This window comes from Haladaptatus rarus, assembly GCF_054177585.1.
The window spans coordinates 237,823-261,808 of record NZ_JBPEHG010000001.1; the positions used below are offsets into that span (position 1 = coordinate 237,823).

At 61.3% G+C, this 23,986-nt stretch carries 23 protein-coding genes; 15 read left to right on the plus strand and 8 right to left on the minus strand.

The annotated features are described in order from the left end of the window. The first annotated feature begins 93 nt into the window (after positions 1 to 93). Both ACR3FE_RS01305 and psmB read left to right on the plus strand, forming a co-directional pair. Entirely contained in the window at positions 94 to 273 is a 180-nt protein-coding gene (locus tag ACR3FE_RS01305) for a hypothetical protein (RefSeq protein ID WP_458204798.1), read from the plus strand. Between the two features lie 74 nt (positions 274 to 347). Next, on the plus strand, positions 348 to 1,082 hold the full coding sequence (psmB, locus tag ACR3FE_RS01310) for an archaeal proteasome endopeptidase complex subunit beta (protein ID WP_458204799.1): 735 nt from the start codon (positions 348 to 350) through the stop codon (positions 1,080 to 1,082). Here psmB and ACR3FE_RS01315 read toward each other — a convergent pair. Both ACR3FE_RS01315 and ACR3FE_RS01320 read right to left on the minus strand, forming a co-directional pair. Continuing rightward, positions 1,079 to 2,581: a glutamate-cysteine ligase family protein gene (locus ACR3FE_RS01315; RefSeq protein ID WP_458204800.1), complete on the minus strand. Its 1,503-nt coding sequence runs from the start codon at positions 2,579 to 2,581 to the stop codon at positions 1,079 to 1,081. The genes psmB and ACR3FE_RS01315 overlap by 4 nt on opposite strands. A 27-nt stretch (positions 2,582 to 2,608) precedes the next feature. Further along, complete coding sequence (locus tag ACR3FE_RS01320) at positions 2,609 to 3,088, minus strand: hypothetical protein (RefSeq protein WP_458204802.1); 480 nt, start codon at positions 3,086 to 3,088, stop codon at positions 2,609 to 2,611. Positions 3,089 to 3,208: 120 nt separating this feature from the next. Here ACR3FE_RS01320 and ligA point away from each other — a divergent pair, with 120 nt between their 5' ends. The 3 genes from ligA (at position 3,209) to ACR3FE_RS01335 (ending at position 6,490) form a co-directional block, all read left to right on the plus strand. Continuing rightward, positions 3,209 to 4,852 (plus strand): ATP-dependent DNA ligase LigA, encoded by a 1,644-nt coding sequence (gene ligA / locus ACR3FE_RS01325; protein WP_458204804.1) that lies wholly within the window; start codon positions 3,209 to 3,211, stop codon positions 4,850 to 4,852. A 404-nt stretch (positions 4,853 to 5,256) separates the two neighbouring features. Then, positions 5,257 to 5,667 (plus strand): HAD family hydrolase, encoded by a 411-nt coding sequence (locus tag ACR3FE_RS01330; RefSeq protein ID WP_458204806.1) that lies wholly within the window; start codon positions 5,257 to 5,259, stop codon positions 5,665 to 5,667. A 73-nt stretch (positions 5,668 to 5,740) separates the two neighbouring features. After that, positions 5,741 to 6,490: an MBL fold metallo-hydrolase gene (locus ACR3FE_RS01335; protein WP_458204807.1), complete on the plus strand. Its 750-nt coding sequence runs from the start codon at positions 5,741 to 5,743 to the stop codon at positions 6,488 to 6,490. Positions 6,491 to 6,528: 38 nt separating this feature from the next. Here the strand turns inward: ACR3FE_RS01335 and ACR3FE_RS01340 are convergent, their stop codons facing one another. The 3 genes from ACR3FE_RS01340 to ACR3FE_RS01350 all read right to left on the minus strand — a co-directional run bounded on the left by ACR3FE_RS01340 (position 6,529) and on the right by ACR3FE_RS01350 (position 10,347). Further along, a complete protein-coding gene (locus ACR3FE_RS01340; protein WP_458204808.1) occupies positions 6,529 to 6,720 on the minus strand; it encodes a hypothetical protein in 192 nt (63 codons plus the stop codon). 121 nt (positions 6,721 to 6,841) lie between these two features. Beyond that, the gene (locus ACR3FE_RS01345; RefSeq protein ID WP_458204810.1) at positions 6,842 to 7,933 is read right to left on the minus strand and encodes a DNA topoisomerase IV subunit A; all 1,092 of its coding nucleotides are present in this window, start codon (positions 7,931 to 7,933) and stop codon (positions 6,842 to 6,844) included. Further along, positions 7,930 to 10,347 (minus strand): DNA topoisomerase VI subunit B, encoded by a 2,418-nt coding sequence (locus tag ACR3FE_RS01350; RefSeq protein WP_458204811.1) that lies wholly within the window; start codon positions 10,345 to 10,347, stop codon positions 7,930 to 7,932. The genes ACR3FE_RS01345 and ACR3FE_RS01350 overlap by 4 nt, the downstream gene beginning before the upstream one ends. A gap of 528 nt (positions 10,348 to 10,875) precedes the next feature. Here ACR3FE_RS01350 and gyrB point away from each other — a divergent pair. Beyond that, positions 10,876 to 12,792 carry a DNA topoisomerase (ATP-hydrolyzing) subunit B gene (gene gyrB / locus ACR3FE_RS01355; RefSeq protein ID WP_458204813.1) on the plus strand — a complete coding sequence of 639 codons (1,917 nt, stop codon included), beginning with the start codon at positions 10,876 to 10,878 and terminating at the stop codon, positions 12,790 to 12,792. Beyond that, complete coding sequence (gene gyrA / locus ACR3FE_RS01360; RefSeq protein WP_458204814.1) at positions 12,789 to 15,230, plus strand: DNA gyrase subunit A; 2,442 nt, start codon at positions 12,789 to 12,791, stop codon at positions 15,228 to 15,230. The genes gyrB and gyrA overlap by 4 nt, the downstream gene beginning before the upstream one ends. A 30-nt stretch (positions 15,231 to 15,260) precedes the next feature. On the opposite strand, the gene ACR3FE_RS01365 is transcribed toward gyrA, so the two are convergent. Then, positions 15,261 to 16,043 (minus strand): SDR family NAD(P)-dependent oxidoreductase, encoded by a 783-nt coding sequence (locus ACR3FE_RS01365; RefSeq protein ID WP_458204816.1) that lies wholly within the window; start codon positions 16,041 to 16,043, stop codon positions 15,261 to 15,263. Between the two features lie 114 nt (positions 16,044 to 16,157). After that, positions 16,158 to 17,078: an arginase gene (gene rocF, locus ACR3FE_RS01370; protein WP_458204817.1), complete on the minus strand. Its 921-nt coding sequence runs from the start codon at positions 17,076 to 17,078 to the stop codon at positions 16,158 to 16,160. A gap of 149 nt (positions 17,079 to 17,227) precedes the next feature. On the opposite strand from rocF, the gene ACR3FE_RS01375 reads away from it, so the two are divergent. The 8 genes from ACR3FE_RS01375 to ACR3FE_RS01410 all read left to right on the plus strand — a co-directional run bounded on the left by ACR3FE_RS01375 (position 17,228) and on the right by ACR3FE_RS01410 (position 22,950). Continuing rightward, positions 17,228 to 17,761 (plus strand): Rrf2 family transcriptional regulator, encoded by a 534-nt coding sequence (locus tag ACR3FE_RS01375; protein ID WP_458204819.1) that lies wholly within the window; start codon positions 17,228 to 17,230, stop codon positions 17,759 to 17,761. 111 nt (positions 17,762 to 17,872) lie between these two features. After that, complete coding sequence (locus ACR3FE_RS01380; RefSeq protein WP_458204820.1) at positions 17,873 to 19,264, plus strand: hypothetical protein; 1,392 nt, start codon at positions 17,873 to 17,875, stop codon at positions 19,262 to 19,264. After that, positions 19,261 to 19,542: a DUF7410 domain-containing protein gene (locus ACR3FE_RS01385; protein WP_458204822.1), complete on the plus strand. Its 282-nt coding sequence runs from the start codon at positions 19,261 to 19,263 to the stop codon at positions 19,540 to 19,542. Before ACR3FE_RS01380 ends, ACR3FE_RS01385 begins: the two co-directional genes overlap by 4 nt. A gap of 90 nt (positions 19,543 to 19,632) precedes the next feature. Further along, entirely contained in the window at positions 19,633 to 20,109 is a 477-nt protein-coding gene (locus ACR3FE_RS01390) for a GNAT family N-acetyltransferase (RefSeq protein ID WP_458204823.1), read from the plus strand. Positions 20,110 to 20,196: 87 nt separating this feature from the next. After that, on the plus strand, positions 20,197 to 20,571 hold the full coding sequence (locus ACR3FE_RS01395; RefSeq protein ID WP_458204825.1) for a DUF555 domain-containing protein: 375 nt from the start codon (positions 20,197 to 20,199) through the stop codon (positions 20,569 to 20,571). Positions 20,572 to 20,613: 42 nt separating this feature from the next. Then, the gene (locus ACR3FE_RS01400) at positions 20,614 to 21,153 is read left to right on the plus strand and encodes a CBS domain-containing protein (RefSeq protein WP_458204827.1); all 540 of its coding nucleotides are present in this window, start codon (positions 20,614 to 20,616) and stop codon (positions 21,151 to 21,153) included. A gap of 324 nt (positions 21,154 to 21,477) precedes the next feature. Then, on the plus strand, positions 21,478 to 22,089 hold the full coding sequence (locus ACR3FE_RS01405; RefSeq protein WP_458204828.1) for a DUF1326 domain-containing protein: 612 nt from the start codon (positions 21,478 to 21,480) through the stop codon (positions 22,087 to 22,089). A 75-nt stretch (positions 22,090 to 22,164) separates the two neighbouring features. Further along, positions 22,165 to 22,950, plus strand: a complete 786-nt coding sequence (locus tag ACR3FE_RS01410; RefSeq protein WP_458205994.1) for a DUF2182 domain-containing protein — start codon at positions 22,165 to 22,167, stop codon at positions 22,948 to 22,950. A gap of 49 nt (positions 22,951 to 22,999) precedes the next feature. On the opposite strand, the gene purM is transcribed toward ACR3FE_RS01410, so the two are convergent. Continuing rightward, positions 23,000 to 23,974, minus strand: coding sequence for a phosphoribosylformylglycinamidine cyclo-ligase (gene purM / locus ACR3FE_RS01415; RefSeq protein WP_458204829.1), 975 nt, complete (start codon positions 23,972 to 23,974; stop codon positions 23,000 to 23,002). Between the last annotated feature and the right edge of the window lie 12 nt (positions 23,975 to 23,986).

Sequence of the window (23,986 nt, forward strand, 5' to 3'; positions counted from 1 at the left end):
CGACGTGGTAGTTTCAGAATATAAATAATTATGTATCATTCATAGCAAAAATGTTTTTATAGGGCGATAGCTCAGCCTCGCGCGAGGTACGAGATGTTCGCACCGTTACGACGCGCGACCCTGTTCGCCCTGTATCAGATGAGTGTCCTGACCGGCATCCTCCTGCTCCCGGTTGCCCTAGTGGCCCGACGCGTAGGAGTGCCGATCCCGATGCATCGCATAGTCCAATCACTAGAGCAAGCGTACGACGAGGCTACGGAACCGAGCGCGTAACACGACCTCTCGTTTTGCGGTACGACACCCCGGAAGGGTTGGTTTTATCAGTGCTGGCGAACTACGTCCGGGTAATGCGTACGCCAATGCACGGTTCCGAATTCTCGCGGAATATGGAGCGCCTCAGTGGCACCGAGACCAGTCCATACGAGCCGGAGATCGGCTCGCTTCCGGAGAGCGAGTTCTCAAAAGACGACCTCCAGAACGTCAACAAGACGGGGACGACCACCATCGGTCTCACGACCGGCGAGGGCGTCGTCATGGCGACGGACATGCGCGCCAGCCTCGGTGGGCGCTTCGTCTCCAACAAGAACGTCCAGAAGGTCGAACAGATTCACCCGAAGGCGGCCCTGACGATGGCCGGATCGGTCGGCGGTGCCCAGTCGTTCATCCGAACGATGCGCATCGAATCCAATCTCTACGAATCTCGCCGCGGCGAGCAGATGAGCATGCAGGCGCTCTCGACGCTCGCGGGCAACATGCTCCGTGGCGGCCCGTTCTTCATGGTTTCGCCCATCCTCGGCGGTATCGACGAGGAAGGTTCCCACATCTACAGCCTCGACCCTGCCGGTGGCGTCATGTCCGACGATTACACCGTCACGGGAAGCGGGATGCAACTCGCCTACGGTGTCCTCGAACAGGACTACGAAGAAGGGCTCTCGAACGAGGAGGCGAAGACCATCGCGGCCCGCGGTATCAAAAGCGCCGTCGAGCGCGACACGGGCAGCGGAAACGGTGTCTTCCTCGCCGAGATCACCGACGAAGGTGTGGAGATCACCGGACACAAGGACTTCGACGAAGTCCTCTAGGTCCAGTCCGCGAAACTCCCTTCCAGTAACGTCTCTTTCTGGCGGTCGATGTACGTGCGCTGCATGCCAGCGATAGCGTCCTCGAACGACGCGCCGTCGGCCAACCGGTCGCGTACCTCGCGTTTCTTCCACCCGGCGGGCGTCACGCCGTGACGGGCGCGCTGACGAAGCGGCCAGAGATACTTCGCGGCCTCCTGGTCGGACAGCCCTCGGGCCTGAAGACCATCTTTCGCGTGGGCGAAGAGGTCGGCAAAGATGTCGCTAGAGTCGGTCGTCTCCTCGCCGCTGTTCGTGATCCAGTACAGGTCGGCGTCGAGACCGTCGCGCATGGCGGCGTAGAAGTTGTCGCGCGCGACGACCCAGTCGAGATGGCGAACCGGATGCTCTCTGCGGAACGTACTCTCCAGTAAGCCCGCGAAGGCCGCCTGGAACGCGATGGAGTCCCGCACCGTCGGTTGGGCCGCGATAGGTCGAAACTCGAGTCGTGCGTTGGCGGCAGAGCGCGTCGGCCCGCCGAAGACCGGACGAACCCACCGCCAGTAGGTTCCGTGCTTCAGTCGGAAGTGGGCGAACTCGTCGTCGAAGCGCGCCGACCGTGATACCGGCATCGGAACCATTGTGCGGTCTGCCGCGATGTTGTCGATGGTCTCTTCGACCGATTCGACGTCTTCGGGGAATCGCACCTTGCCGGGATTGTTCGCGTTCAGGACGGACTCGAAGACGTCGATTCGGTTCTCCATCCACGCCTCGTCGACGATCTCTTCGGGTGGCGCGTCGTCGTACAGGTCTGCCGGGAAGAACGGCGAGTTCACACCCAGCGCCAGCAGTGGTGCCGCGATCCTGTTTGCGTATCTGAAGTAGGTCGGAAGGTCGCGGGCGTGTGGCACCTGATAGTGGGGCTGGATGGACGTGATGAGACTCTCCGGCATCACCGTCTCCGCCGAGAGCGAGACGTGTGGTGCATCGAGTGTCATCCCCGCCGTATCGTCCGCGTTCGCCATGGCGTGGTAGCGCACGGAGTCGCTCATGTTCGACGCGATTCGAACGCCGCCATCGTCGACGCTGTCGGTGAGATAGCCGTTGGCTGTCTCGCCTTCCGGCGGGATCGTCCAAAGACCATCGCTGACGAGGAGCATCCCCTCTGTGGAGGTTCGATTCTCCGCCGCAGACAGACGAGCTTTCACCTCGGCCTCCTGTGCGGCCAGTCCGTACTCGTTCAGCGGTTGCGGGCTGGTAGACATCTCGGCGTTGTGCAGGCCCAGTTCCTTCTCGAATCCGATGAGTTCGAGCAGTCGGCGAGGAACGCGAGCGAGGGCTTTCGTCTCGGCATCGACGGCGTAGAACTCGTACTCGAAGCCGATGATGGCTTGCGGATTGTCGAACGTTCCATCGGCGATCTCGCGCTTGATGACCGCTGCATCCTCCTCGACACGAGTTTGAAACTCACCGCTATCGACGGTGAGTACGTCCTGTACCTGCGACACGAGGTCGTCGGTCATTGGCAGGGGATGGGCGGGCCAGACGCTTCAATCCACGGGCTTCGTGGCCGTCGTTTTCGTCGCTTCTCCGTGTCGTCGCTCCGTCGCGATGACTGTCTTTGCCACCGATTCGCGGAACGTGACGACGAGTTCGTACGCATCTGCGCTCATGTCGGCCGTACAGCCGACCGGAAGAAACGGAATATCGCGCAAAAGACCGTCATTCTCTCCCGCCTTAACAACAACGCCGAGCGTTTCGTTCGACCGGTCGTACGAAACCGTGGCGAGCTTCGCCTTATTACACGACCCGGAACCGACCCAGAGCGCGCCCGAGACGACGATCTGATTCGAATCTGGCCGAAATCGAACGTTCGGGGGTGCTTCTACGTCCGCCGAACCGTCGGTAACACCGACGGTAAATTCAATGTCGCTGACGTACTCGTCTGTCCACTTTCCGCTAACCGACTGGCCGAGACAACCGCTGCTCACGAGAAATCCGGCAGCAGTGAGTAGTTCGCGGCGGCGCACACCTTCTCTTTCGTCCTTCGTTCACAAAAATTGTCGGTAAAGTAAAACGAGTGTTTCAGCCATCCAGTCCGGTAATTATCGACCGTTCGATTTATCCCCGCCCGTCGAAAACCGCCGGTAATGGAGTTCGCGGAGTTCGCCGAGCGTGCTGGTGAGATCGAAGAGCTGAGTGCAGACACCGACATCATCGAGGCCGTCACCGACCTCCTTTCTGCTGCGAACGACGACCTCGAAGTGCTCGCCCGGTTCGTGCAGGGGCGGGTGTTTCCGGCGTGGGACTCGACGACGCTCGATATCGGGCCGAACCTCTGTTACACTGCTATCGCTCGTGCTGCCGGGCAGAACGTCTCGGCGGACGACGTGGAAGACGACCTTGCGAAATTGGGGGATATCGGCGCAGTCGCAGCGAGCTACGATTTCGGCGGTCAGCAGGGACTCGCCGCGTTCGGGTCGGGGCAAGACGACCTGACCGTCGAAACGGTTGCAGACGAACTCGAAACGCTGGCACACACCGAGGGGTCGGGGAGTCAGGACACGAAGATAGACATCCTCTTCGGGCTGTTCAACCGGACGAGTTCGCAGGAAGCGCGCTATCTCGCCCGACTCGTCCTCTCGGAGATGCGGATCGGGGTCGGCGAAGGGACGGTTCGAGACGCGATCGTAGGGGCTTTCGACGTGTCTATCGAGTCCGTCGAGCGCGCATTGCAGGTGTCGAACGATTACGGCAGGGTCGCCCGAGTCGCCCGCGACGAGGGCGAAACCACACTCGACGCGATGGAACTCGAGGTCGGCAGGCCCGTGCAGGCGATGCTCGCGCAGGCGGGCACGGTCACGGACGCGCTGGACGACTGGGAGCACGCGGGTGTCGAGTGGAAATACGACGGTGCTCGAACGCAGATCCACTACGATGGTGAAGCAGTCCGAATCTTCTCGCGGAACATGGAGGAGGTAACGGACGCACTCCCCGAGATCGTCGAGTACGTCCACGAGAACCTCTCGGTTCCGTCGATCGTCGACGGCGAAGTCGTGGCGATGGAAGGTGGCGAGCCACTCCCGTTTCAGGAGGTTCTCCGGCGCTTCCGCAGGAAGCACGACGTGGCTCGCGCCCGCGAAGAAGTCAGCGTCGAACTCCGGGCGTTCGACTGCCTGCACGCAGATGGCGAGGACTTGCTTTCTGCCCCACTTACCGAGCGTCACGACAGATTACAGGACGTGCTTTCCGGGGGTGTCTCCGCACTCACCGTCACCGACGACACAGAGGAGATCACCGCCATCGAAGCGAACGCGCTGGAGGCGGGTCACGAGGGAATCATGCTGAAGAATCCCGACTCGACCTACTCACCGGGCCGTCGAGGGAAGAACTGGCTCAAACGAAAACCCGACGTGGAGACCGTCGATCTCGTGGTGACCGGCGCGGAGTGGGGCGAAGGACGGCGTGCGAGTTTCCTCGGTACCTTCCTGCTGTCGGCCAGGACCGGGGAGGGGTTCGAGACCATCGGGAAGGTCGCTACCGGCATCACGGACGATGAACTGGCGGAACTGACCGAACTGCTCGAACCACACATCGCCACGCAGGACGGCCAAGTCGTCGATATCACGCCGAATGTCGTCTTCGAAGTTGGCTACGAGGAGATTCAACGGTCGCCGACCTATTCGTCCGGCTACGCCCTGCGCTTCCCGCGCTTTCTCGGAGTCAGGGACGACAAGACCCCGGAGGACGCGGATTCGCTAGAACGAGTGGAACGACTCGCAGATTTACAGTAGAGACGGTTTTTCTTTGCGTACGGTTTGAACGACGCGAATCCTCATTACCCACCCCGGCACGTGTGCCAGCAGGCCCGAGGCCGGCGGTCTCCCGGGGGGCCTGCTGGGTTCGCGCGAGGTCTTCGTGAACGAAGTGAGCGAATGGCTCGTCAGAGCGTGCTCTGACGGTGGATGACCGAAACGACCGAAAGGAGTTACGGGAATCGGCTGGGGAGGTTCGTGGCTGTGGCGGTGCGGTGGCAGTACGATCAGAGTCGGGAGTAGCGAGCAGCATTTGAGAAACTCCCGAGACAGAATATGGTAGGTATTCGTCACCACTCTCCCAGCAAGCGAGACGCGAAAATGAATACATCCCTGTACGAACGGCCCTGAATTATATTACGAAGCATCGCGAAGATTCAGCCATGCCGATCAGCGATGCCGAGTGGGAAGACGGCCAGATCAGCGAGAGCCACGAGAGTCCGGGAACGACGCCAGTAGGCGAGTACGACACCGAGAAGGATCTCGTCGTCGCGTTTCTCGACGAAAACGCCGAAAACGCATATACGAAGTGGGAGATCGTTCGTGGCGTCGATTTCGACAGTAGCGACGATCCCTCCCAGATTCGTGATATATCGAAGCGCCCGAATCCACTCAGAGAGGCCGCAGAGGAACTTACCGATGCGGCGGGGGACGTCGTCGCGAGTGGCATGGTCGTAGACGATATCAACGACGCACTGGACGAGTTGGTCGCCGAGGGTACCGTCGAAACCAAGGAGATCGAATCCGATGGGGAGTCGAACACGTACTATCGGCTCGTCACGTCCGAAACGTAGATCGTTTCGACGCAGCCGCCACCCGACACGTTCACCCCAACCCTTATAGGCGAAAACGAGACTACCGACGTGTATGACGGTTCGACACGGCGGCCTGACGGTAGAGTGGTTCGGCTACGCGACTGTCCGACTCGAAACCGAAGCCGGGTTCGTCGCGTACATCGACCCCGGACGCTACGGCGTTCTCACTGGCGAGTGGCAACCCGACAGCCCGGACGCGGCTCACCCGAAACCGGTCGATCACCACGCGAAGGACGGTGACGCCGTCTTCGTCACGCACGACCACCACTACGATTCCGACGCGATCGAGCGTGTCGCGTCGGACGACGCCACCGTGGTCGTCTACGAAAGCGTGAACGCCGGCGAAATCGACCGGAACGTGATCGCAGTGGAGAACTTGCCCTTCGATGTCCAGCGAATCGGGGAGGAGGACCACCGCACGGTCGGCGACTGTGAGGTCTGGTCCCTCCCGGCCTATAACGAATCAGACGGGCCACACACCCGAGCAAACGGCGAGCCGTTCCATCCGAAAGGCTTCGGCGTCGGCTATCTGCTCTCACTCGGGGGGGAGCGAGTCTTCTGGCCCGGCGACTCCGACGTACTAGAGGGTCATTCGGAGCTCGACGTGTCGCTCTTTCTCCCACCCATCGGCGGGAGTTTCACGATGGACAGGCGCGAGGCGGCGGAACTCGCAGCGGCGCTCCAGCCGGAACTCGTTATGCCGATTCACTACGATACGTTCGCCGCGCTGGAAACCGATTCGGGCGCATTCGCGGTGGACGTGGCGAAGCGTGGTGTGCCGGTGGTGTTAGACGAGCAGTAAAGCCGCCCATCGTTTGTTCATCGTCCACGGCAAGGCTCTCAATCGGAGAGACCGCCGTGAAGCGCGTCTGCTACCGTGGCGATACCGAGGACGACCGCCGTAGCACCAGCGAAGAAGGTCAGTTCAGGATCCGCTATCTGAACCGAGTAGTTCGTGAGTGCCCAGATCACCGCGAAAATCACTGCGCCGATTCCAGCCAGTTGCAGGTCGACCCAATTTCCTACACCCATAGACGAGAGAACGGCTGCGACATACTAATCGTTGGAGGAACTGATAGCTGGATAGACTGTACTGACGAGCATTTCGACGCCAGACGAGTTTCTACCCAAAATTCGGAGTTCTGGCTGCGCGCTACAGGATGCCCATCTCGCTGAGGCGGTCGGGGAGGTAGGTGTCCGTCACGAAGTCGAGACCGTGCGAGGCGAGCGCCTGCTGTTCGGACTTCTTCTCGATGTCGAGTTGGAGTTCGATCTGCTCTCGCCAGTAGTCGGTCTGGTAGCGTGGGTCTTCGAGTTCGCTTTCGAGCGCGTTCCTGTCCGAGTCGGAGAGGGGGTCTGTCGGCAGGTCGTACTCGACGATATCCTCCGGCTGGATGCCGATGAACTGCGCGTCGGGGGTGGCGAGATAGTCGCTCAGGTGCGCGCTCTTGATGGAACCATAGGCGACCGACCCGTAGATGCGATAGCTCCACGGGTCACCGTCAGTGAACACGGTGACTGGCAGGTCGAGTTCCTCGTGGAGCCGTCGGGTGATGCGCCTGGTCGCACGCGCCGGCTGGCCCTTCAGGTGGACGATGATGGCGTTGTAGTCGTCATCGAAGCCGTTCTCGACGAGCCGGTCGCGCATACCACCGGTCTCCACGCACAGGATGAAATCCGCATCGTGGTCGAGGAATTCGATGGTGTCCGGGTTGTTCGGAATCTGGTAGCCACCCTCTCCCACGTCCTCCTGACAGTGGATGTCCCGTTCTCCTCGTCGGGTCTGTTCCCGGAGGTGAAGCGGCCCCATGATGGTCGCACCGGACTCCTCTGGGCGCATGTGGAAGTCCTCACGGGTCACGTCAGAGACGATCTCCAGGTCTTCGATGAGCTGGTTCGACTCGTCCTGGTCGGAGAACTGCGCTTCGTTCGAGTCCCACGACTCCGAGAGGTAGTACAACTCACGAAGAGTCGACGAGCGGTCTTGTTCGAGTTGGTTCGAGAGGAATTCGATGGTGTAGACCGCCTTCAGGAGTTTTCTCGCCCCTCGAACGCTGTTCGCACTGCGCGTGCTCATCCGGTCGCCGTACACCCAGACGCGCTCGTCTTCGTCGTACTCGATATTGCTCTTCGTCCGGGTCGGGATCGACATCCGGGGGATCTGGCCCCCTGCGAACTGGTCGTAGAACTCTGCTGCAAGGTCGATGAGTTTCTGCTGGGCTTCGGCGTCGTTATCTGCACTCATGTGTTGTTGGTCAGTCGTTCGTCTTCGATTCCTTCGACTTTCACTCGACCGAGCGATACCTCCTCGGCGATATTGTATTCGAGCACCGCTTCGTCACCGCTCTCGACGGTCGGTTCCCACGTCACGAACCACTCGTCGTCCATCTCGACCGCAGTCGCACCGTCCGAGAGATTCTCGGGTCTGGTCGCCACGATGTCGGTCAGTTTCGGTGACTCGTTCGTCGAGCCGTGATTCTCGACGACGAGGCTGACGGTGCCGTCCTCGACTTCGCGCTCGACGAGTACGTTGTTCATGATACGAGCCAGCGAGTCGCCGATATCGAGTTCGCCCCGACCGGTCACCTCCGAGAGTTTCTCGGCCATCTCGGGGAGGATGGTGGCGATGACGCTCTGTTTCTTCTGACGTTTCTTGAGCGATTGGCGCTTGTTCAGATAGGATTTGAGTTCGCGTGCCGCCTCGCGGATGGCCAACTCGATCTCGTCTTCGATGGCAGGAACGTTGGCGATAGCGTCCTTCGACTCGCTCGTGAATGGGACGTTCGTGGACGCGACGTGTACCATGAGGACGACCGGTCCGTTCGGAATTCCGCGCCCGCCGGGCTGGTCGAGATTGTAGTTTCTCCAGCCGATGGATTTGATCACGTCGGTCGTCGCACAGGCTCCGCGCTGGTAGACGAGGGGAACCCTGTTGGCGAAACGTAGCACTTCCGCAGACCCTTCTGCTCCCAGATCGCCACCGTAGGCGATTCCGGCTTCGACGATGAAGGGGTCGCCGCCGTGAACGTCTGCGTCGCGGGTCGCCGCCGCGTAGAAGTCGGCGTCGTACTCCTTGCGAAGACCGGCTTCGACGAGGTCGGCGGTGATGGGCGAGAGACAGTTCGTCGGGGGTGCGATGATGTCCGTCACCGTCATCGCGTCGAGCAGTTCGCTTGCGGTATCACGGTCGTTCGCGATCTCCCGAACCTTCGGAACGTCGTCTGGAACGGTCACCATCGATCTCCAGACAGTTTCGGCGATGTTCTCGCGGGCCGTCTCGCCGACGGTCGCATCCTCGCGCTCCTCGGTCATGTCCGAAGCGCGCTCGACGTACGCTTTCAGCCGTTTCTCCGTCGCGCGGTCTGGGCCGTCTTCGCCGTCGAACTTCGCGGCGATCCGCTCGGCGATCGCACGAACCGTCTCGTCGTCCTTTCGAGTGCTCGTCGCCTCGTCCACGAGTTCGTAGAGGTCGGCTGCCCGGTCGTCGGTGATGGCGTCCCACGCGGCATCGAGTGCGTTCTCCTGAACGGTGTCACCGAATGAGGTGCCGAACTCGTCTTCGATCTCGTCGGCGGTGACCGCGATGACCGCACGCACTTGATGATGCGAGATTCGCTCGCTTTCGCCGATCTTTGCGGTGACGCGCTCGGCGAACGCGGCGGTCGCGTCCGCACCCTTGTTCGCGACTGCTTCCTCGACGGCTGCCCCGATATCGGCTTCTTCGTGGGAGCGGGGCGGTCGCCACGCGGCTTCGCGCCCGAAGTGGCGGTCGCGGAAGTTCTCGATGACGTTCTCCGCCGTCTTCTTCCCGACGCGGGTGAACTCGGTCTGAAGGAAACCCGAGATACTGTGCGAGTCGGTTCCCGAGAGCATCTTCAGTAGCGTTCCCAGTTCCACCCCGTGTGGATGCGGGCGGATCTCATCGGTTTCGGCGGGGAGTTCGGCACCCTCCGCGCGCTCGAAGACGAGTTCCTCGCCGTCTTCCATCCCCGGCTCTTCGAAGACGAGCTTCGCGTGGGGGTTGACGACTGCGGTGTGTTTGATGTATCGGAGGAGCTGCTGGCGTGCGCGCATGTTCGCCTCCATCTCCAGTTCGATGCGCGTGCCGTGCGTGCCGACGAGTTCTCGACCGACTGGCGGGGTGTCGGATTCCGTCTGGATCTCCGGTTCGTTCTCGTCGGTGTTGATGATGAGTTCGAAGTACTGTTGGTCGGAGGAGCCTTTCGGTCGGCTCGTGATCTTCGCGGGTTTCCCGCTGGTCAACTGCGAGTAGAGCACGGCAGCTGAGATACCGATACCCTGCTGACCACGGGACTGCTCGCGCTTGTGGAATCGCGACCCGTAGAGTAGTTTCCCGAACACTTTCGGTATCTGTTCGCGGGTGATGCCCGGCCCCTCGTCCTCGACGATGAGTCGGTAGTAATCGCCGTTCTCCTCGATCTTGACGCGAACGAACGGCTTCAACCGGGCTTCCTCGGAGGCGTCCAGGGCGTTGTCGACGGCCTCCTTGACGGCGGTGACCAACCCACGGGCACCGCTGTCGAACCCGAGCATATGCTTGTTCTTCTCGAAAAACTCGGCGATGGAGATCTGTCGCTGGCTTTCCGCCAGTTCTTCGGCGATCCCCTCGTCACCGAGTGTAGACTGCATCGAAGGCATTCTTCGCCCGTATTTATCGCCGGGCAGGTTAAAACTGCCCCGGTGGGAGAGTGAAAGTGAAATACGCCGAATCAGGGTCAGAGAGGACCTTATCCGTTAGATTTGGTCATTTTTATTGTTTTTTGATTATTGTTATCGCCTCCGTTCATCTCCATCTCGATCCATATCGAATCCCCTCTTCTCAGCCCGGGATTACTGACACTCATGTCACACGGTTCGTGTTGCCACACAACATTGGAGGGGTATCTTTCCTGTCGCCGTTCGAAATATCTACTGGCAGACAGAATTTCTGCGTGTCATATCCGAACGTGCGAGTTTCACTATCGCGTGAATCGACTGCGCCGGGTGTAACCGAATCTGGTGGTCGAAACGACCGTCGCCCATCGCCATCTTTCTACCTCGGTTGTAATTCGACTGTTCTGTCATATCGACGATTCGTACAGCCTGCTGTCGAGTAATATTTGAGTCTCCTCACGCGCGCGTGCGTGACCTTTATCAGTGGTGGGCGTCTACGATAAATCAGAATTTATGAGCGACGGAAATGAGTATAGCGCCGGGCAGATTCAGGTGCTCGAAGGGCTTCAGGCCGTTCGAAAACGCCCGGCAATGTACATCGGTTCTACTGACACTCGCGGGTTACACCATCTCGTGTTCGAAGTCGTGGACAACTCCATCGACGAGGCACTCGCTGGTTACTGTGACACCATCAACGTGACGATCCACGAGGACGATTCGGTCAGCATCGTGGACGATGGGCGCGGTATCCCCGTGGACACCCACGACGAGTACGACAAACCCGCACTGGAGGTCATCCTCACTGTCCTGCACGCGGGTGGGAAGTTCGACAACAAATCGTATCAAGTCTCTGGGGGCCTCCACGGCGTCGGTATCTCCGTGGTGAACGCACTTTCCAAGCGCCTCGAAGTCCAAGTGAAACGCGACGGTGCTGTCTGGCGACAGACCTTCGAGCGCGGTGAACCGGTCGGCGAGATGGAGCGCGTCCGCGACCTGGATGCCGACGAGGAGAACGGGACGGAGATCCGATTCTGGCCCGACGACGACATCTTCGAGACGAGCGATTTCACCTACTCGACCTTGGAGAACCGCCTCCGAGAACTCGCCTTCCTCAACTCCGGCGTCGAGATCACGCTGGACGACGAACGCGACGAGGAGAAGGGCGATTCGTTCTACTACGAAGGTGGCATCCGCGAGTTCGTCGAGTATCTGAACGAGACGAAGACGTCCCTTCACGACGACATCATCTACTTCGAGGATGAGGCCGAGAATATCCAGGTCGAAGTGGCGATGCAGGCCACCGACGAACTGCAGGGATCGATCCACGCCTTCGCCAACAACATCAACACACGCGAGGGCGGGACACACCTGACCGGATTCAAGACCGCCCTCACGCGTGTCGTCAACGATTACGCCAACGCAAACGACTTGCTCAGCGACATCGACGAGAACCTTCGGGGAGAGGACATCCGTGAAGGGTTGACCGCAGTCATCTCGATCAAACACCCCGACCCGCAGTTCGAAGGACAGACCAAGACGAAACTCGGTAACAGCGAAGTCCGCGGTATCGTCGAGAGCGCGGTTCACGAGGGGCTTTCCGTCTACTTCGAAGAGCATCCGAGCACGGCACAGGCCATAATCCGGAAGGCTGTCGAGGCGGCGAAAGCCCGCAAAGCCGCGAAGAAGGCAGAGGAACTCACCCGCCGGAAGAACGCCCTCGAAACGAGTGCGCTCCCCGGCAAACTGGCGGACTGCCAGACGCGCGACCCGACCGAGTCCGAGCTGTTCGTCGTGGAGGGTGACTCCGCAGGTGGGTCGGCGAAGCAGGCCCGCGACCGCAAGTTCCAGGCCATCCTCCCACTGTTCGGGAAGGTGTTGAACGTCGAGAAACACCGTCTCGACCGCGTGCTCGAAAACGAGAAGATACGCGATTTCATCACCGCTATCGGAACGGGCGTCGGCGAGGAGTTCGACATCGAAGAGGCACGCTACCACAAGATCATCATCATGACCGACGCGGACGTGGACGGCGCGCACATCCGAACGCTCTATCTCACGCTGCTCTACCGGTACATGAAACCGCTGCTGGAAGCAGGCTACGTCTACGCGGCCCAACCACCGCTGTACCGCGTCCGCTATCGCGGCAAGACGTACGACGCGATGACCGAGGAAGAGCGCGACCGCATCATCGAGGAGAAATGCAACGGCAACCCCTCGCAGGTGCAGCGATTCAAGGGTCTCGGCGAGATGAATCCCGAACAGTTGTGGGACACCACGATGAACCCGAAGAATCGTATCCTGAAACAGATCACCATCGAGGACGCCGCCGCCGCGGACAAGATGTTCTCGGTGCTGATGGGTGACGCCGTCGAACCGCGGAAACAGTTCATCCAGGATCACGCGACGGAAGCCGAGTGGGTCGACATATGAGTTCTGAGACACCAGACGTACCCGACGAAGTCGCAGAGCGCGTACAGACTGTCAGGGTCGAGGACGAGATGGAACAGAGCTACATCGACTACGCGATGTCCGTCATCGCGGGTCGCGCACTGCCGGACGTGCGCGACGGGCTGAAACCCGTCCATCGACGCATCCTCTACGCGATGCACCGTTCCGGCGTGACGAGCGGTGCAACCCACCGCAAGTCCTCGAACATCGTCGGGGACACGATGGGTGACTTCCACCCTCACGGCGACCAGTCGATCTACGACGCCCTCGCCCGGATGGCCCAGGAGTTCTCGATGCGCTATCCGCTCATCGACGGGCAGGGGAACTTCGGCAGCGTGGACGGTGATCCACCGGCCGCGATGCGATACACGGAGGCCCGGATGGCACCCATCGCGGAGGAACTGCTGGCCGACATCGAGATGGATACGGTGGATTTCCACTCCAACTACGACGACCGATTGCAGGAGCCGGAAGTCCTCCCTGCCGCAGTGCCGAACCTCCTCGTCAACGGCTCGTCGGGAATCGCGGTCGGGATGTCGACGAACATCCCGCCACACAACCTCGGCGAGGTCATCGACGCCACCGTCGAACTCATCGACAATCCGGATGCGACGGTCGAAGACCTGATGGAGCACGTCAAAGGCCCCGACTTCCCGACCGGAGCGAACATCGTCGGCCGAAACGACATCCATCAGGCGTACAAGACCGGTCGGGGGCGACTCCGGGTTCGAGCAGAGTACGAGGTGGAAGACGATCGCATCGTCATCACCGAACTCCCGTTCCAGACGAACAAGGCGCGACTCATCGAGCGGATCGCCAATCTCGTCAACGACGGAACCATCGACGGTATCCGCGACCTGCGCGACGAGTCCGACCGTGACGGGATTCGCGTCGTCGTCGAACTCAAGCAGAACGCCATCCCGGAGGTGGTCGAGAATCAGTTGCTCGACCACCATCTCGAACGAACCTTCGGCATCATCTCGCTCGCGTTGGTCGATGGCCAGCCGAAAGTGCTGACGCTGAAGGAACTGCTCCAGCACTACCTCGACCACCGCCGAGAGGTCGTCAGACGCCGGAGCGAGTTCGAACTCGGCGAGGCTGAAGAACGAGCACACATCCTCGAAGGCCGACTGCGCGCGCTCGACAACATCGACGACGTGGTCGAACTCATCCGGGGTTCGGACGACCGCGATGGCGCACGGACGGGTCTGCAGGAGACGTTCGACTTCTCCGAGAAGCAGGCTGAACACATCGTTCGGATGCAACTCGGTAGCCTCACCTCGCTCGAATCCACGGAGATCGAATCGGAATACGAGGACGTGACGGCGCGCATCGAGCGCCTCGAAACCATCCTCGGCGACGAGTCGGAACTCTTCGCCGTCATCAAAGACGAACTGCTGGAGATGAAAGACGAGTACGCCGACGACCGCCGGACGAAGATCGTCGAGGACACCTCGGAGGTCACCCGCGAAGACCTCATCGCCGAGGAGGACGTGTTCGTCGTCGTCACCGAGCAGGACTACGTCAAGCGGATGCCCGTCGACCGGTTCGACGCGCAGGGTCGCGGCGGCAAGGGTATCATCGGCGCTGACGTGAAAGAGGGTGATCGGGTCTCGAAGGTGTTCCGCGCGAGCACCCACGATTACCTGCTCTGTTTCACGAATCACGGGCAGGTCTATCGCCTGAAGACCTACGAGATACCGGAGATGTCGCGCACGGCGCGGGGCAAATCCGCCATCAACATCCTCGATCTGGACGAGGGCGAAGACCTCACCGCCGTCATCACGACGGACGAGTTCGCCGAAGACGAGTGTCTGAGCATGGTCACTCGACAGGGCTACGTCAAACGAACCGCCGCGAAAGACTTCGAGAACATCCTCTCGACGGGTATCATCGCGGCGCGACTCGAAGACGGCGACGAACTCGTGGACGTGCAGGTCACCGACGGAACGAAAGACCTCGTCATCGCCACGAAAGACGGCATGACGATCCGGTTCGACGAGACGGAAGCCCGCGAGATGGGTCGCAGTGCACGCGGTGTGCACGGCATCCGACTCGAAGGCGACGACGAAGTCGTCGGGATGATTGCCGCAGATGGTGAGTCGCGTGACCTGCTCACCGTCACCCGCCGGGGCTACGGGAAGCGGACGCCACTCTCGAAGTATCGCTCCCAATCGCGCAACGGGAAGGGTCTCATCGACATCAAGACCGGCGACCGAAACGGGTCGGTCACGTCGGTCAAGAACGTCGACGGCGACGACCACCTCGTCATCATGAGCGAGCGGGGGCAGATCATGCGAATCCGGGCGGCGGATATCTCGGAAGTTGGTCGCAACACGATGGGTGTGACGGTGATGGACGTCGCGATGGACGACCGCGTGGCGAGCGTGGACGTGTTGCCCAACTCGGACGACGAATAACGCCCCGTCTCTTTCGTTTCGTCTTTCGTGCTACTCGGCTCGTTCCTGTGCCCGACGAGCGAAGCGTGCAGCGGTCTTTCGGGGGACGAACCGCGTCGCCTGTGCAAGCAGTCTGTTCTGGACGCCGGGGACGACGACTCGCTCGCCCGACTGCATACCCCCGTATCCCGCCTTTGCGACTGCTGCGGCGTCCATCACACCACCCTGAAACAGCTTCGAATCGGTCATATCGGCGCGGTCGCCGAACCCCGTTTCGGTCGGGCCGGGACAGAGTGCGGTGACGGTGACGCCAGACCCGTCGCACTCCTCTGCGACCGCCTCCGAGAACGAGAGGACGTAGGCTTTGCTGGCGTAGTACACCGCCATCAGTGGGCCGGGCTGGAACGCGGCCGTCGATGCGACGTTCAGCACTCGCCCCGCTCCGCGTTCTACCATCTTCGGCAGGAAGAGTTTCGTGAGATGGGTCAGTGCAGTGACGTTCACCTGGATCATGTCGAGTTCGCGCTGGGCGTCGGTTTCGGTGAAGGGGCCGTACAACCCGAATCCGGCGTTATTGACGAGCACGTTCACCGTGATGTCACGCTCCGCGAGGGCATCTCGTATCTCCTCGGGAGATTCCGGATCGGCGAGGTCTTTGACGACGACGGTCGCCGCGATTCCGTAGTCGTCGGTCAGGTTCTCAGCGAGTTCGACGAGAGCGTCTTCGCTTCGTGCGACGAGTACGAGGTCGTGGCCATCGCTCGCGAGGAGTCGGGCGAGTTGCCGACCGATTCCACTCGATGCACCGGTGACGAGCGCGGTGTTGCTGGTCATTACGTCGGGGACTCCTGCACAGCGCAAGAGCGTTCTGTTTTCGTCGGTTTCGGGAGACGGGGCGCGAGCGACGGAACGCGGTCGCGCCCCCGCGACCGTCGTAAAAGGTCGTGGTTATAGAATCGATTTCCCCAGCGTACTCGCGGCCAGTTCGGTCGCCAGTTCCGCGGTTTCGTTGTGTTCGTCCAGAATCGGATTCACTTCGACGAGTTCGAGCGAGCGCAGGATATCGTCACGTTCGTCGCGCTTGGCCACGGTTTCGAGGGCGGAGTGGGCCTCGCGGTAGGTGACGCCGCCGCGAACCGGCGTCCCGACGCCGGGAGCTTCGTTGGGGTCGAGCCAATCCAGGTCGAGGCTGACGTGGATGCCGTCCACGCCTTCAGTGGCGATGTCGAGAGCCTCTTCGACGACTTCGTTGATGCCGTACTCGTCGATATCCGACATCGTGTAGGCCGTCACATCGCTTTCGCGGATTGCCTCGCGCTCCGTCTCGTCGATGCTCCGTAACCCGACGAGGACGACGTTCTCTTCGCTGAGCCGGGGGGCGTTCGCCCACTCGGTGTCGCGGAAGTCGTCGATGCCGAGCGCCCCGGCGAGTGGCATCCCGTGGACGTTTCCACTCGGAGAGGTCTGCGGGGTGTTGAAGTCGCCGTGCGCGTCGAACCAGATGGCCCCGATGTCGGCGTCACGGGCCGACCCGCGAAGGGTTCCCATGGCGATGGAGTGGTCGCCGCCGAGGACGAGCGGGAAGGCGTCGTCGTCGTGCGCGCCTGCCACCTCCTCAGCGAGGCGGGTGCAGGCGTCTGCCGTCTCGCGGAGGAACTTCGCTTTCCCCTCGGCAGGTTCGTCGGTCTCGGGGTCGCGCTCTTCCGCGCGCGGGACGAGCAAGTCCCCGGTGTCGATGGCGGTTACCCCTGCTGCGGCGAGTTCGTCGGCGAGTCCGGCGTAGCGAATCGCTGACGGTCCCATATCGACCCCACGTCGGTTCGCACCGTAATCGACCGGTGCGCCGATTATCTGAATGGTCTTGACCATACGAGCAAAGAGGAGTCGCAGGGGTTTCAAAACACCCCATTCGTCCGGGTGACGGTCCTTTTAAACGTCCTCTGTTCGCCAGATACCGCACCGCGATTCTCCTACTATATTCGTCGCATTTAAGGAAATCTATTACCAAGATTCCACCAATGTCGAGTATTGAGTTGACGCCGAGTCAGAAAACGATTCTGACGGCACTCGTAAACCTCCACCGGGAGACGGAAGACGCGGTAAAAGGTGAAGATATCGCTGAAGAAGTCGATCGCAATCCCGGTACGATCCGTAACCAGATGCAGAGTCTCAAAGCCCTCCAACTCGTCGAAGGAGTTCCCGGCCCGAAGGGAGGGTACAAACCGACCGCGACCGCATTCGAAGCGCTCGATATCCATCAACTGGACAGCGCCGCGCAGGTGCCGCTGTTCCACAACGGCGAGGAGATAGAGGAATGCAACGTCGAGGAGATCGACCTGACGAGCGTCCATCATCCCGAACTCTGCCGCGCCGAGATCCATCTTCGTGGCTCGGTTCGAGACATCCACGAGGGTGACGATATCACCGTCGGCCCGACGCCGCTCTCGAAACTCGTGGTCGAAGGCGTCGTAGACGGGAAAGACGACACCCGAAACATCGTCATCCTGAAGATCACGGGAATGGAAGCACCCACCGAGGAGTCCGCTCACTGACCCCGTCCACTAACTCCGAACCGTCAGATCGTTCCGTCCTGAACACCCACTTTTCTCCGATCCCGACTCCGTTTCGGAAGGTATTATCGACGGACGCCCCAAGCGTCACTGATGAACCGCCGAACTGCAATCGGCCACGCGACTCGCCTGGTCGCCGTGCTGTGGCTCGTTAGCACTATTTCGGGCCACGCACTGGCACACGGCGGGAGTTTGCGGGGATCGTCGGAGTCGCTCTCGGTTCCAGTCTGGCTGTTCTTGCTCACCGGCGGCGGTGCTGTGAGCGCGTCGTTCCTGCTCGCCAGTTTCGTCACCGACCGGGAATTCATCCGGACGATTCATGACTGGCGGCGCTTCGCCTCACTATCCTCGGATACCCTCGTCACCGCAGTTCGAGTGGGAGGCGTCCTCGCACTCGTCGGATTGGTCGTCGGAGGGCTGCTCGGGCCACCAGTTGCGCGGCGAAACGTCGCCATCCTCGTCGTCTGGGTCGGCTGGTGGGCCGGATACACGGCGACGGTGTACCTCGTCGGAAACACGTGGCCGGTGGTGAATCCATGGCGGACGCTGGCGGATTTCTTCGGGTCGTTTCTTCCCTCGTTCGACGTCGAGTACCCGAAGCGACTGGGTGTGTGGCCAAGCGTCGTCGGTCTGCTGGCGCTGGTGTGGTTGGAAGTCGTCAGCCCGCTCGCCGACGATGCCGGGCTACTGGTCGGCGTGATCGTGGCGTACTCGGTGGTGACGCTCGCGGGTGCGCTGGTGTTCGGCTCCGACCGCTGGTTTTCGACCGTCGATCCGGTCGCCCGCGTGTTCCGATACTACGGGCGGGTCGCTCCCATCCGGCGGACCGAATCGGGATTCGAATTCCAGTTGCCGGGTGCCCGACTGACCAAGACGAAACTGGTGACGGGCCGTGACGAAGTGGCGTTCGTCGTCGCCATCCTCTGGGTGACGACCTACGACGGATTGGTCGTGACCGATCTCTGGGCTGGCATCGCCGGAGTCGGCGTCGATGCCGGACTCCCACCGCGATCCGTCTACCTTCTCGGTCTGCTCGGTGGCTACGCCCTCTTCCTCGGTGTCTACTGGCTGGCGGCGCGGCTCGCCCGCGAGACAGCCGACACGTATCTCACTCCCGCCGAGATCGCCCGCCGGTTCGCACCGTCTCTCCTCCCTATCGCGGCGGGTTACCATCTCGCGCATTACCTGAGCTACTTCCTCTCGCTGTCGCCGACCCTGTTCAGCGCACTGACGAGTCCACTGAATCCACCACAACCGGTCGTGATCATCCTCCCATCGTGGTTCGGTGGGCTGAACATGACGTTCGTCCTGCTCGGCCACCTGCTCGCGGTGTGGGTGGCCCACGCGACCGCGTACGACCTGTTCCCCGGCAGATTGCAGGCCGTTCGAAGCCAGTATCCCCTCATCGTCGTGATGATACTCTACACGATGACGAGCCTGTGGATCGTCTCGCAACCGACCCTCGCCAGTCTTCCCGAGCTATGAACACGGCACCCGAAATGCACGCACCCGAAACCCACGTTCCGACCGACGAATCGGCACACGAGTGTTCGTACTGTGGCAGGCCGTTCCGCCACGAAGAGTACCTCGTACTCCACCGCGGCCTGGAACACGGCGAAGAGTTGGATGACGACGAGGTGGCGACGTTCCGTGACGCCTACGAGTCGGAGAACGAGGAGCTACGACTGTTCCGCCTCAAGGCGCTCGCGCTACTCATCTTGCTGTACTTCGGGTTCCTCTTTACGTACTCTATCGTCACGTGACCGTCGTGTCCGTCACCGACCGACCGATACTTTCGACAGACGATCTGCACGTTCGATAGGATTAGGTTCGTCGCGAGCGTCTCGAATCGTATGCCCTCGATTCGCCCCGCCACCGAAGCCGACGCTGATGCCGTTCTCGACCTGCACACCGCATCTGTCAGGGCGTTCGGTACTGAGTCCTACCACGACGAGCAGGTAGAAGCGTGGGCGTCGAAGTCGGGTGGAAGTGAACCGTTCCTCGAATCGGTACGGGACGAGTCGGCACACGGCGTGGTCGCCGAAGTCGACGACGAACTCGCGGGGTTCGGCCACGTCGATCTCGATACCGAGACGGTGAACGCGGTGTACGTCCACCCCGACCACGCACGGGAAGGCGTCGGTTCGGCGCTCCTCTCCCGTCTCGAAGATCGGGCGAAGGAAGCCGGACTCGAATCGCTCTCTCTGGAGGCGTCGCTGAACGCGGTCGAGTTCTACGAGCAGGCAGGATACGAGCGAGTTGCGACCGTCGAGCACGAGACGACCGGCGGCGTCGAACTGGCGTGCGTCGAGATGACGCGGGAGCTGTAACTTCGTCGAACCCACGTTTCAGTGTCAGGACGGCTTTCCGGGGCGGAAACCAAAAGACACGAAACCCTCCGGATGCTCCACTCTCCTATGAGCAACTATCTCGTTGCGATGGAGGCGGCTTGGTTGGTACGTGACGTCGGCGATATCGACGACGCTATCGGCGTCGCGGTCAGCGAAGCCGGAAAACGGCTGAACCAGAAGAACATGGACTACGTCGAGGTGGAAGTCGGCGCAACGGGGTGCCCGGCCTGTGGCGAACCGTTCGACTCGGCGTTCATCGCGGCCCACACCGCACTCGTCGGCCTCGTTCTGGAGATGAAGGTGTTCAACGCCGACAGCGAAGAGCACGCCCAGCGTATCGCCAAGAGTGAAATCGGTGGGGCGCTCCGCGACGTGCCGCTCTCGGTCGTCGAGACGATTCAGTACGAAGAGGACGAGGAGATAGACTTCGGCGACGCCTGAAGAGTCGAACGTTTTATGACATAACCGCTGGTTATCCCGAATATGGAACTTCCGACACCCCAAGACCTCAGGGAACGCAGGACGGACTTGGGACTCACGCAGAGCGAACTCGCCAATCGGGCGGGCGTCTCACAGCCGCTCATCGCCCGAATCGAGGGGGGCGACGTGGATCCACGACTCTCGACGCTCCGTCGAATCGTCAATGCGCTCGAAGAATCCGAGGCCGACATCGTCCGTGCAGGCGACCTGATGCACAGGGATGTGGTCAACGTCGCACCCACCGATTCGGTGAGCGCGGCGGTACAGAAGATGCAGGAGGCTGGTTACTCCCAACTGCCGGTCATCAAACAGGGCGTCCCGGTCGGCTCTATCAGCGAGAGCGACCTCGTTCACGTCGATTCGGAAGCCCGTGACGAACCGGTTCGAGATCACATGGGCGAAAGTTTCCCGACGGTCTCGAAATCCGCCACGCTGAACGAGATCAGCAATCTCCTCGACCACTACAAGGCCGTGATGGTCACCGAAGAAGGGGAGACGACGGGCATCGTGACCGAAGCCGATATCGCCGCGCGGCTTTCGTAAGGTCACTGTTTACGCGGGGGTCGGCTGTATCGCGGACATCGATCGAGGTGTCGGTTTTTTCGTCGGTCATCGATTACGGAGAGCCGGTTTTCACGGTGCGATTCAAGTTCGGACCGAGCGATGATCGAGATTTGTACTGAAATCCACTGCAATGTACTGAGACGTACTGAGATGTACTACTCACTATTGGACGCCGGAGCGTGTTTCCTCCCGATGGGAGCTGAAACGTACCCCCTGACGGATTGAATCCCGAATCGAATATCACCGATAGTTTACACGCAGAGCTAATATGCCATGTGTTGACACTCTTCACGAGGTCAAAAGATGACAGAACAGTGGAATTTAGAAGGTGATTACGTCGAAGCCTGCAACTGTGACGTGGCGTGCCAGTGTATCTGGCTCGAACCGCCGGACGACGAGGTCTGCCGGGCGTCGTTGGTCTGGGACATCGAGAACGGACAGTACGGCGATACCGATCTGAGTGGACTGTCGGTGGGGATGCTGATCTACACCGAAGAGGGGGTCATGTTCGACCCGGATACCGGGTGGCACGTCGTGCTCATCGTCGACGACGAGGCAGACGACGAACAGCAGGCGGCGCTCGAAGAGATCTACTTCGGACGGGCAGGGGGTATCTGGGGACCGGTCGCCGACACCCATTTCGAGACGACCGAGGTCACCACCGCTCCCTTCAGCTTCGAGCGGGACGAATCGGAGTTCTCGGTTTCGATCGGCGATGCCGTTGCGATGGAGACGGTCGGGAAGGTCGGTTTCAACGAAGAGATCGGAACGATCTCGCCGTACCCACTGACGAAGAGTCTCGAAGCCAAGACCGGCAAATCGACGACGGCGACCGTCGCCTACGACGACGAGTACACGTGGGACGTCGGTGGCAACAATTCGTACTTCTGTGACTTCGAACTGGCGAACGGCTGAGTCACAGCGTGACCATCACCGGAAAAGGTGACCCCTCCGACGGCCCGAATCGGGCGCGTCGTCCTCCCCTCGACCATGTATCGACCAGAACCGCTCCGTCGAACCCTCACGACGCGTGAGACGACCATCGTCGCCGCGGGAGTGTATCTGCTCGCGGTCGTCGCGTGGCTCGCCATGATCGGTCGGTGGCTTCCGATGCCGGGGCGGTCGGGCGCGATGGACATGGCCGACCCCGGCGTTCCGGAGGCGATGGCGACGACGAACGGTGCCACGGGGTGGGTCCTCTACGTGACGATGTGGACGGTGATGATGGTAGCGATGATGTACCCCTCGTCGGTGCCGCTCGTCCGATTGTACTACCGCACGCTCGATGGAAACCCGATTCGAACGAAACTATCCCGACTCGGTGCCTTTCTCGGGGCGTACACGCTCGTCTGGACGGCGACCGGTCTCGTCCCACTGGCCGTGAACCACCTCACCCCGATCACCCAAATCGGTGGCAGTGGCGTCCTGCTCGCCGGTTCGCTCCTCCTCTTGGCGGTGTACCAGCTATCGCCGTACAAATATCGCTGTCTCGACCACTGTCGCTCACCACTGGGGTTTCTGATGCGCCATCAACGGTCGGGTGCTCGCGGGGCGGCGCGGATGGGGTTCGACCACGGCCTGTTCTGTCTCGGTTGTTGCTGGGCGCTGTTCGCGTTCATGGTCGTCGTCGGGACGATGAATCTCGTCTGGATGGCGCTCATCACCGCCGTCCTCTCTCTCGAACGGACGGTTTCGTGGGGTGAAATACTCGCAAAAGGTGTCGGCATACTGTCGGGTGTGAGTGGTATCGCACTCCTCGTCTGGAGCGCCGTCTGACGACGTCGACCGAGGAGGTTCAGAGAGAACCGGGACCGAAATGGTTCGCCTACTTCAGACTCAGTCCGCGAATCTCCACGCTCTCGCCGTCTTCCACGGTGCCGATGAGTCGCCCGTCCGTCTCCTCGGCCAGGCTCTCGGCATCGTCTTCCCGCAGTGCCACGACGAACCCGGTTCCCATGTTGAAGGTTCGGTGCATCTCTTCGTCGGAGACGTTTCCCTCCTCCTGGACGAAGTCGAAGACGGGTTGTGGGGGGAAGGGGTTGGTGACTTCGTAGCGGTGGTCGCCCATCCGCAGGAGGTTCGTCCAGCCACCGCCGGTTACGTGGGCGGCGGCGTGAACGTCGCGCGTTCGAAGTTCCGGAAGGAGATAGGTGTAGAGGCGCGTCGGTTCGAGCAACTGTTCGCCGACCGAGCCATCGCCGTGCGGGAAGTCGTCGGTGTACTCGTGGTTCTTCGTCACGGCTTTCCGGGCAAGGGTCAGGCCGTTCGAGTGGATACCGTTCGATTCGAAGCCGACCAACACGTCGCCGACCTCGGCGTTGCCGGGGAAGATGGCGTCTTTCGGCGCCAGTCCGGCGCAGGCCCCTGCGAGGTCGAGCCCGGAGATGACCTCGGGCATGACGGCCGTCTCGCCACCGACGAGGGCGACACCTGCCTCCTCTGCACCAGCGGCCAGCCCTTCACCGACCTGTTCGGAGAACTCCTCGCTCGGTTCGTCCACGGCGAGGTAGTCCACGAAGGCGACCGGTTCGACCCCGCTCGCCACGAGGTCGTTCGCGTTCATGGCGATACAGTCGATGCCGACCGTCGAGTAGTCGCCCAGCGCCTCCGCGACGAGCAGTTTCGTCCCGACACCGTCGGTCGCCAGTGCGAGATACTGGTCGCCGATATCGAGCAGCCCCGCGTAGTCGGTCGTGTTGTCGATGTCCGAGACAGCGCCGACGAGGGCCGCCGTCGCCGCCTCACTCGCGTCGATGTCCACCCCTGCGTCAGCGTAGGTGAGTTCCTCCTCCTCGCTCATGGTCGAACGCGC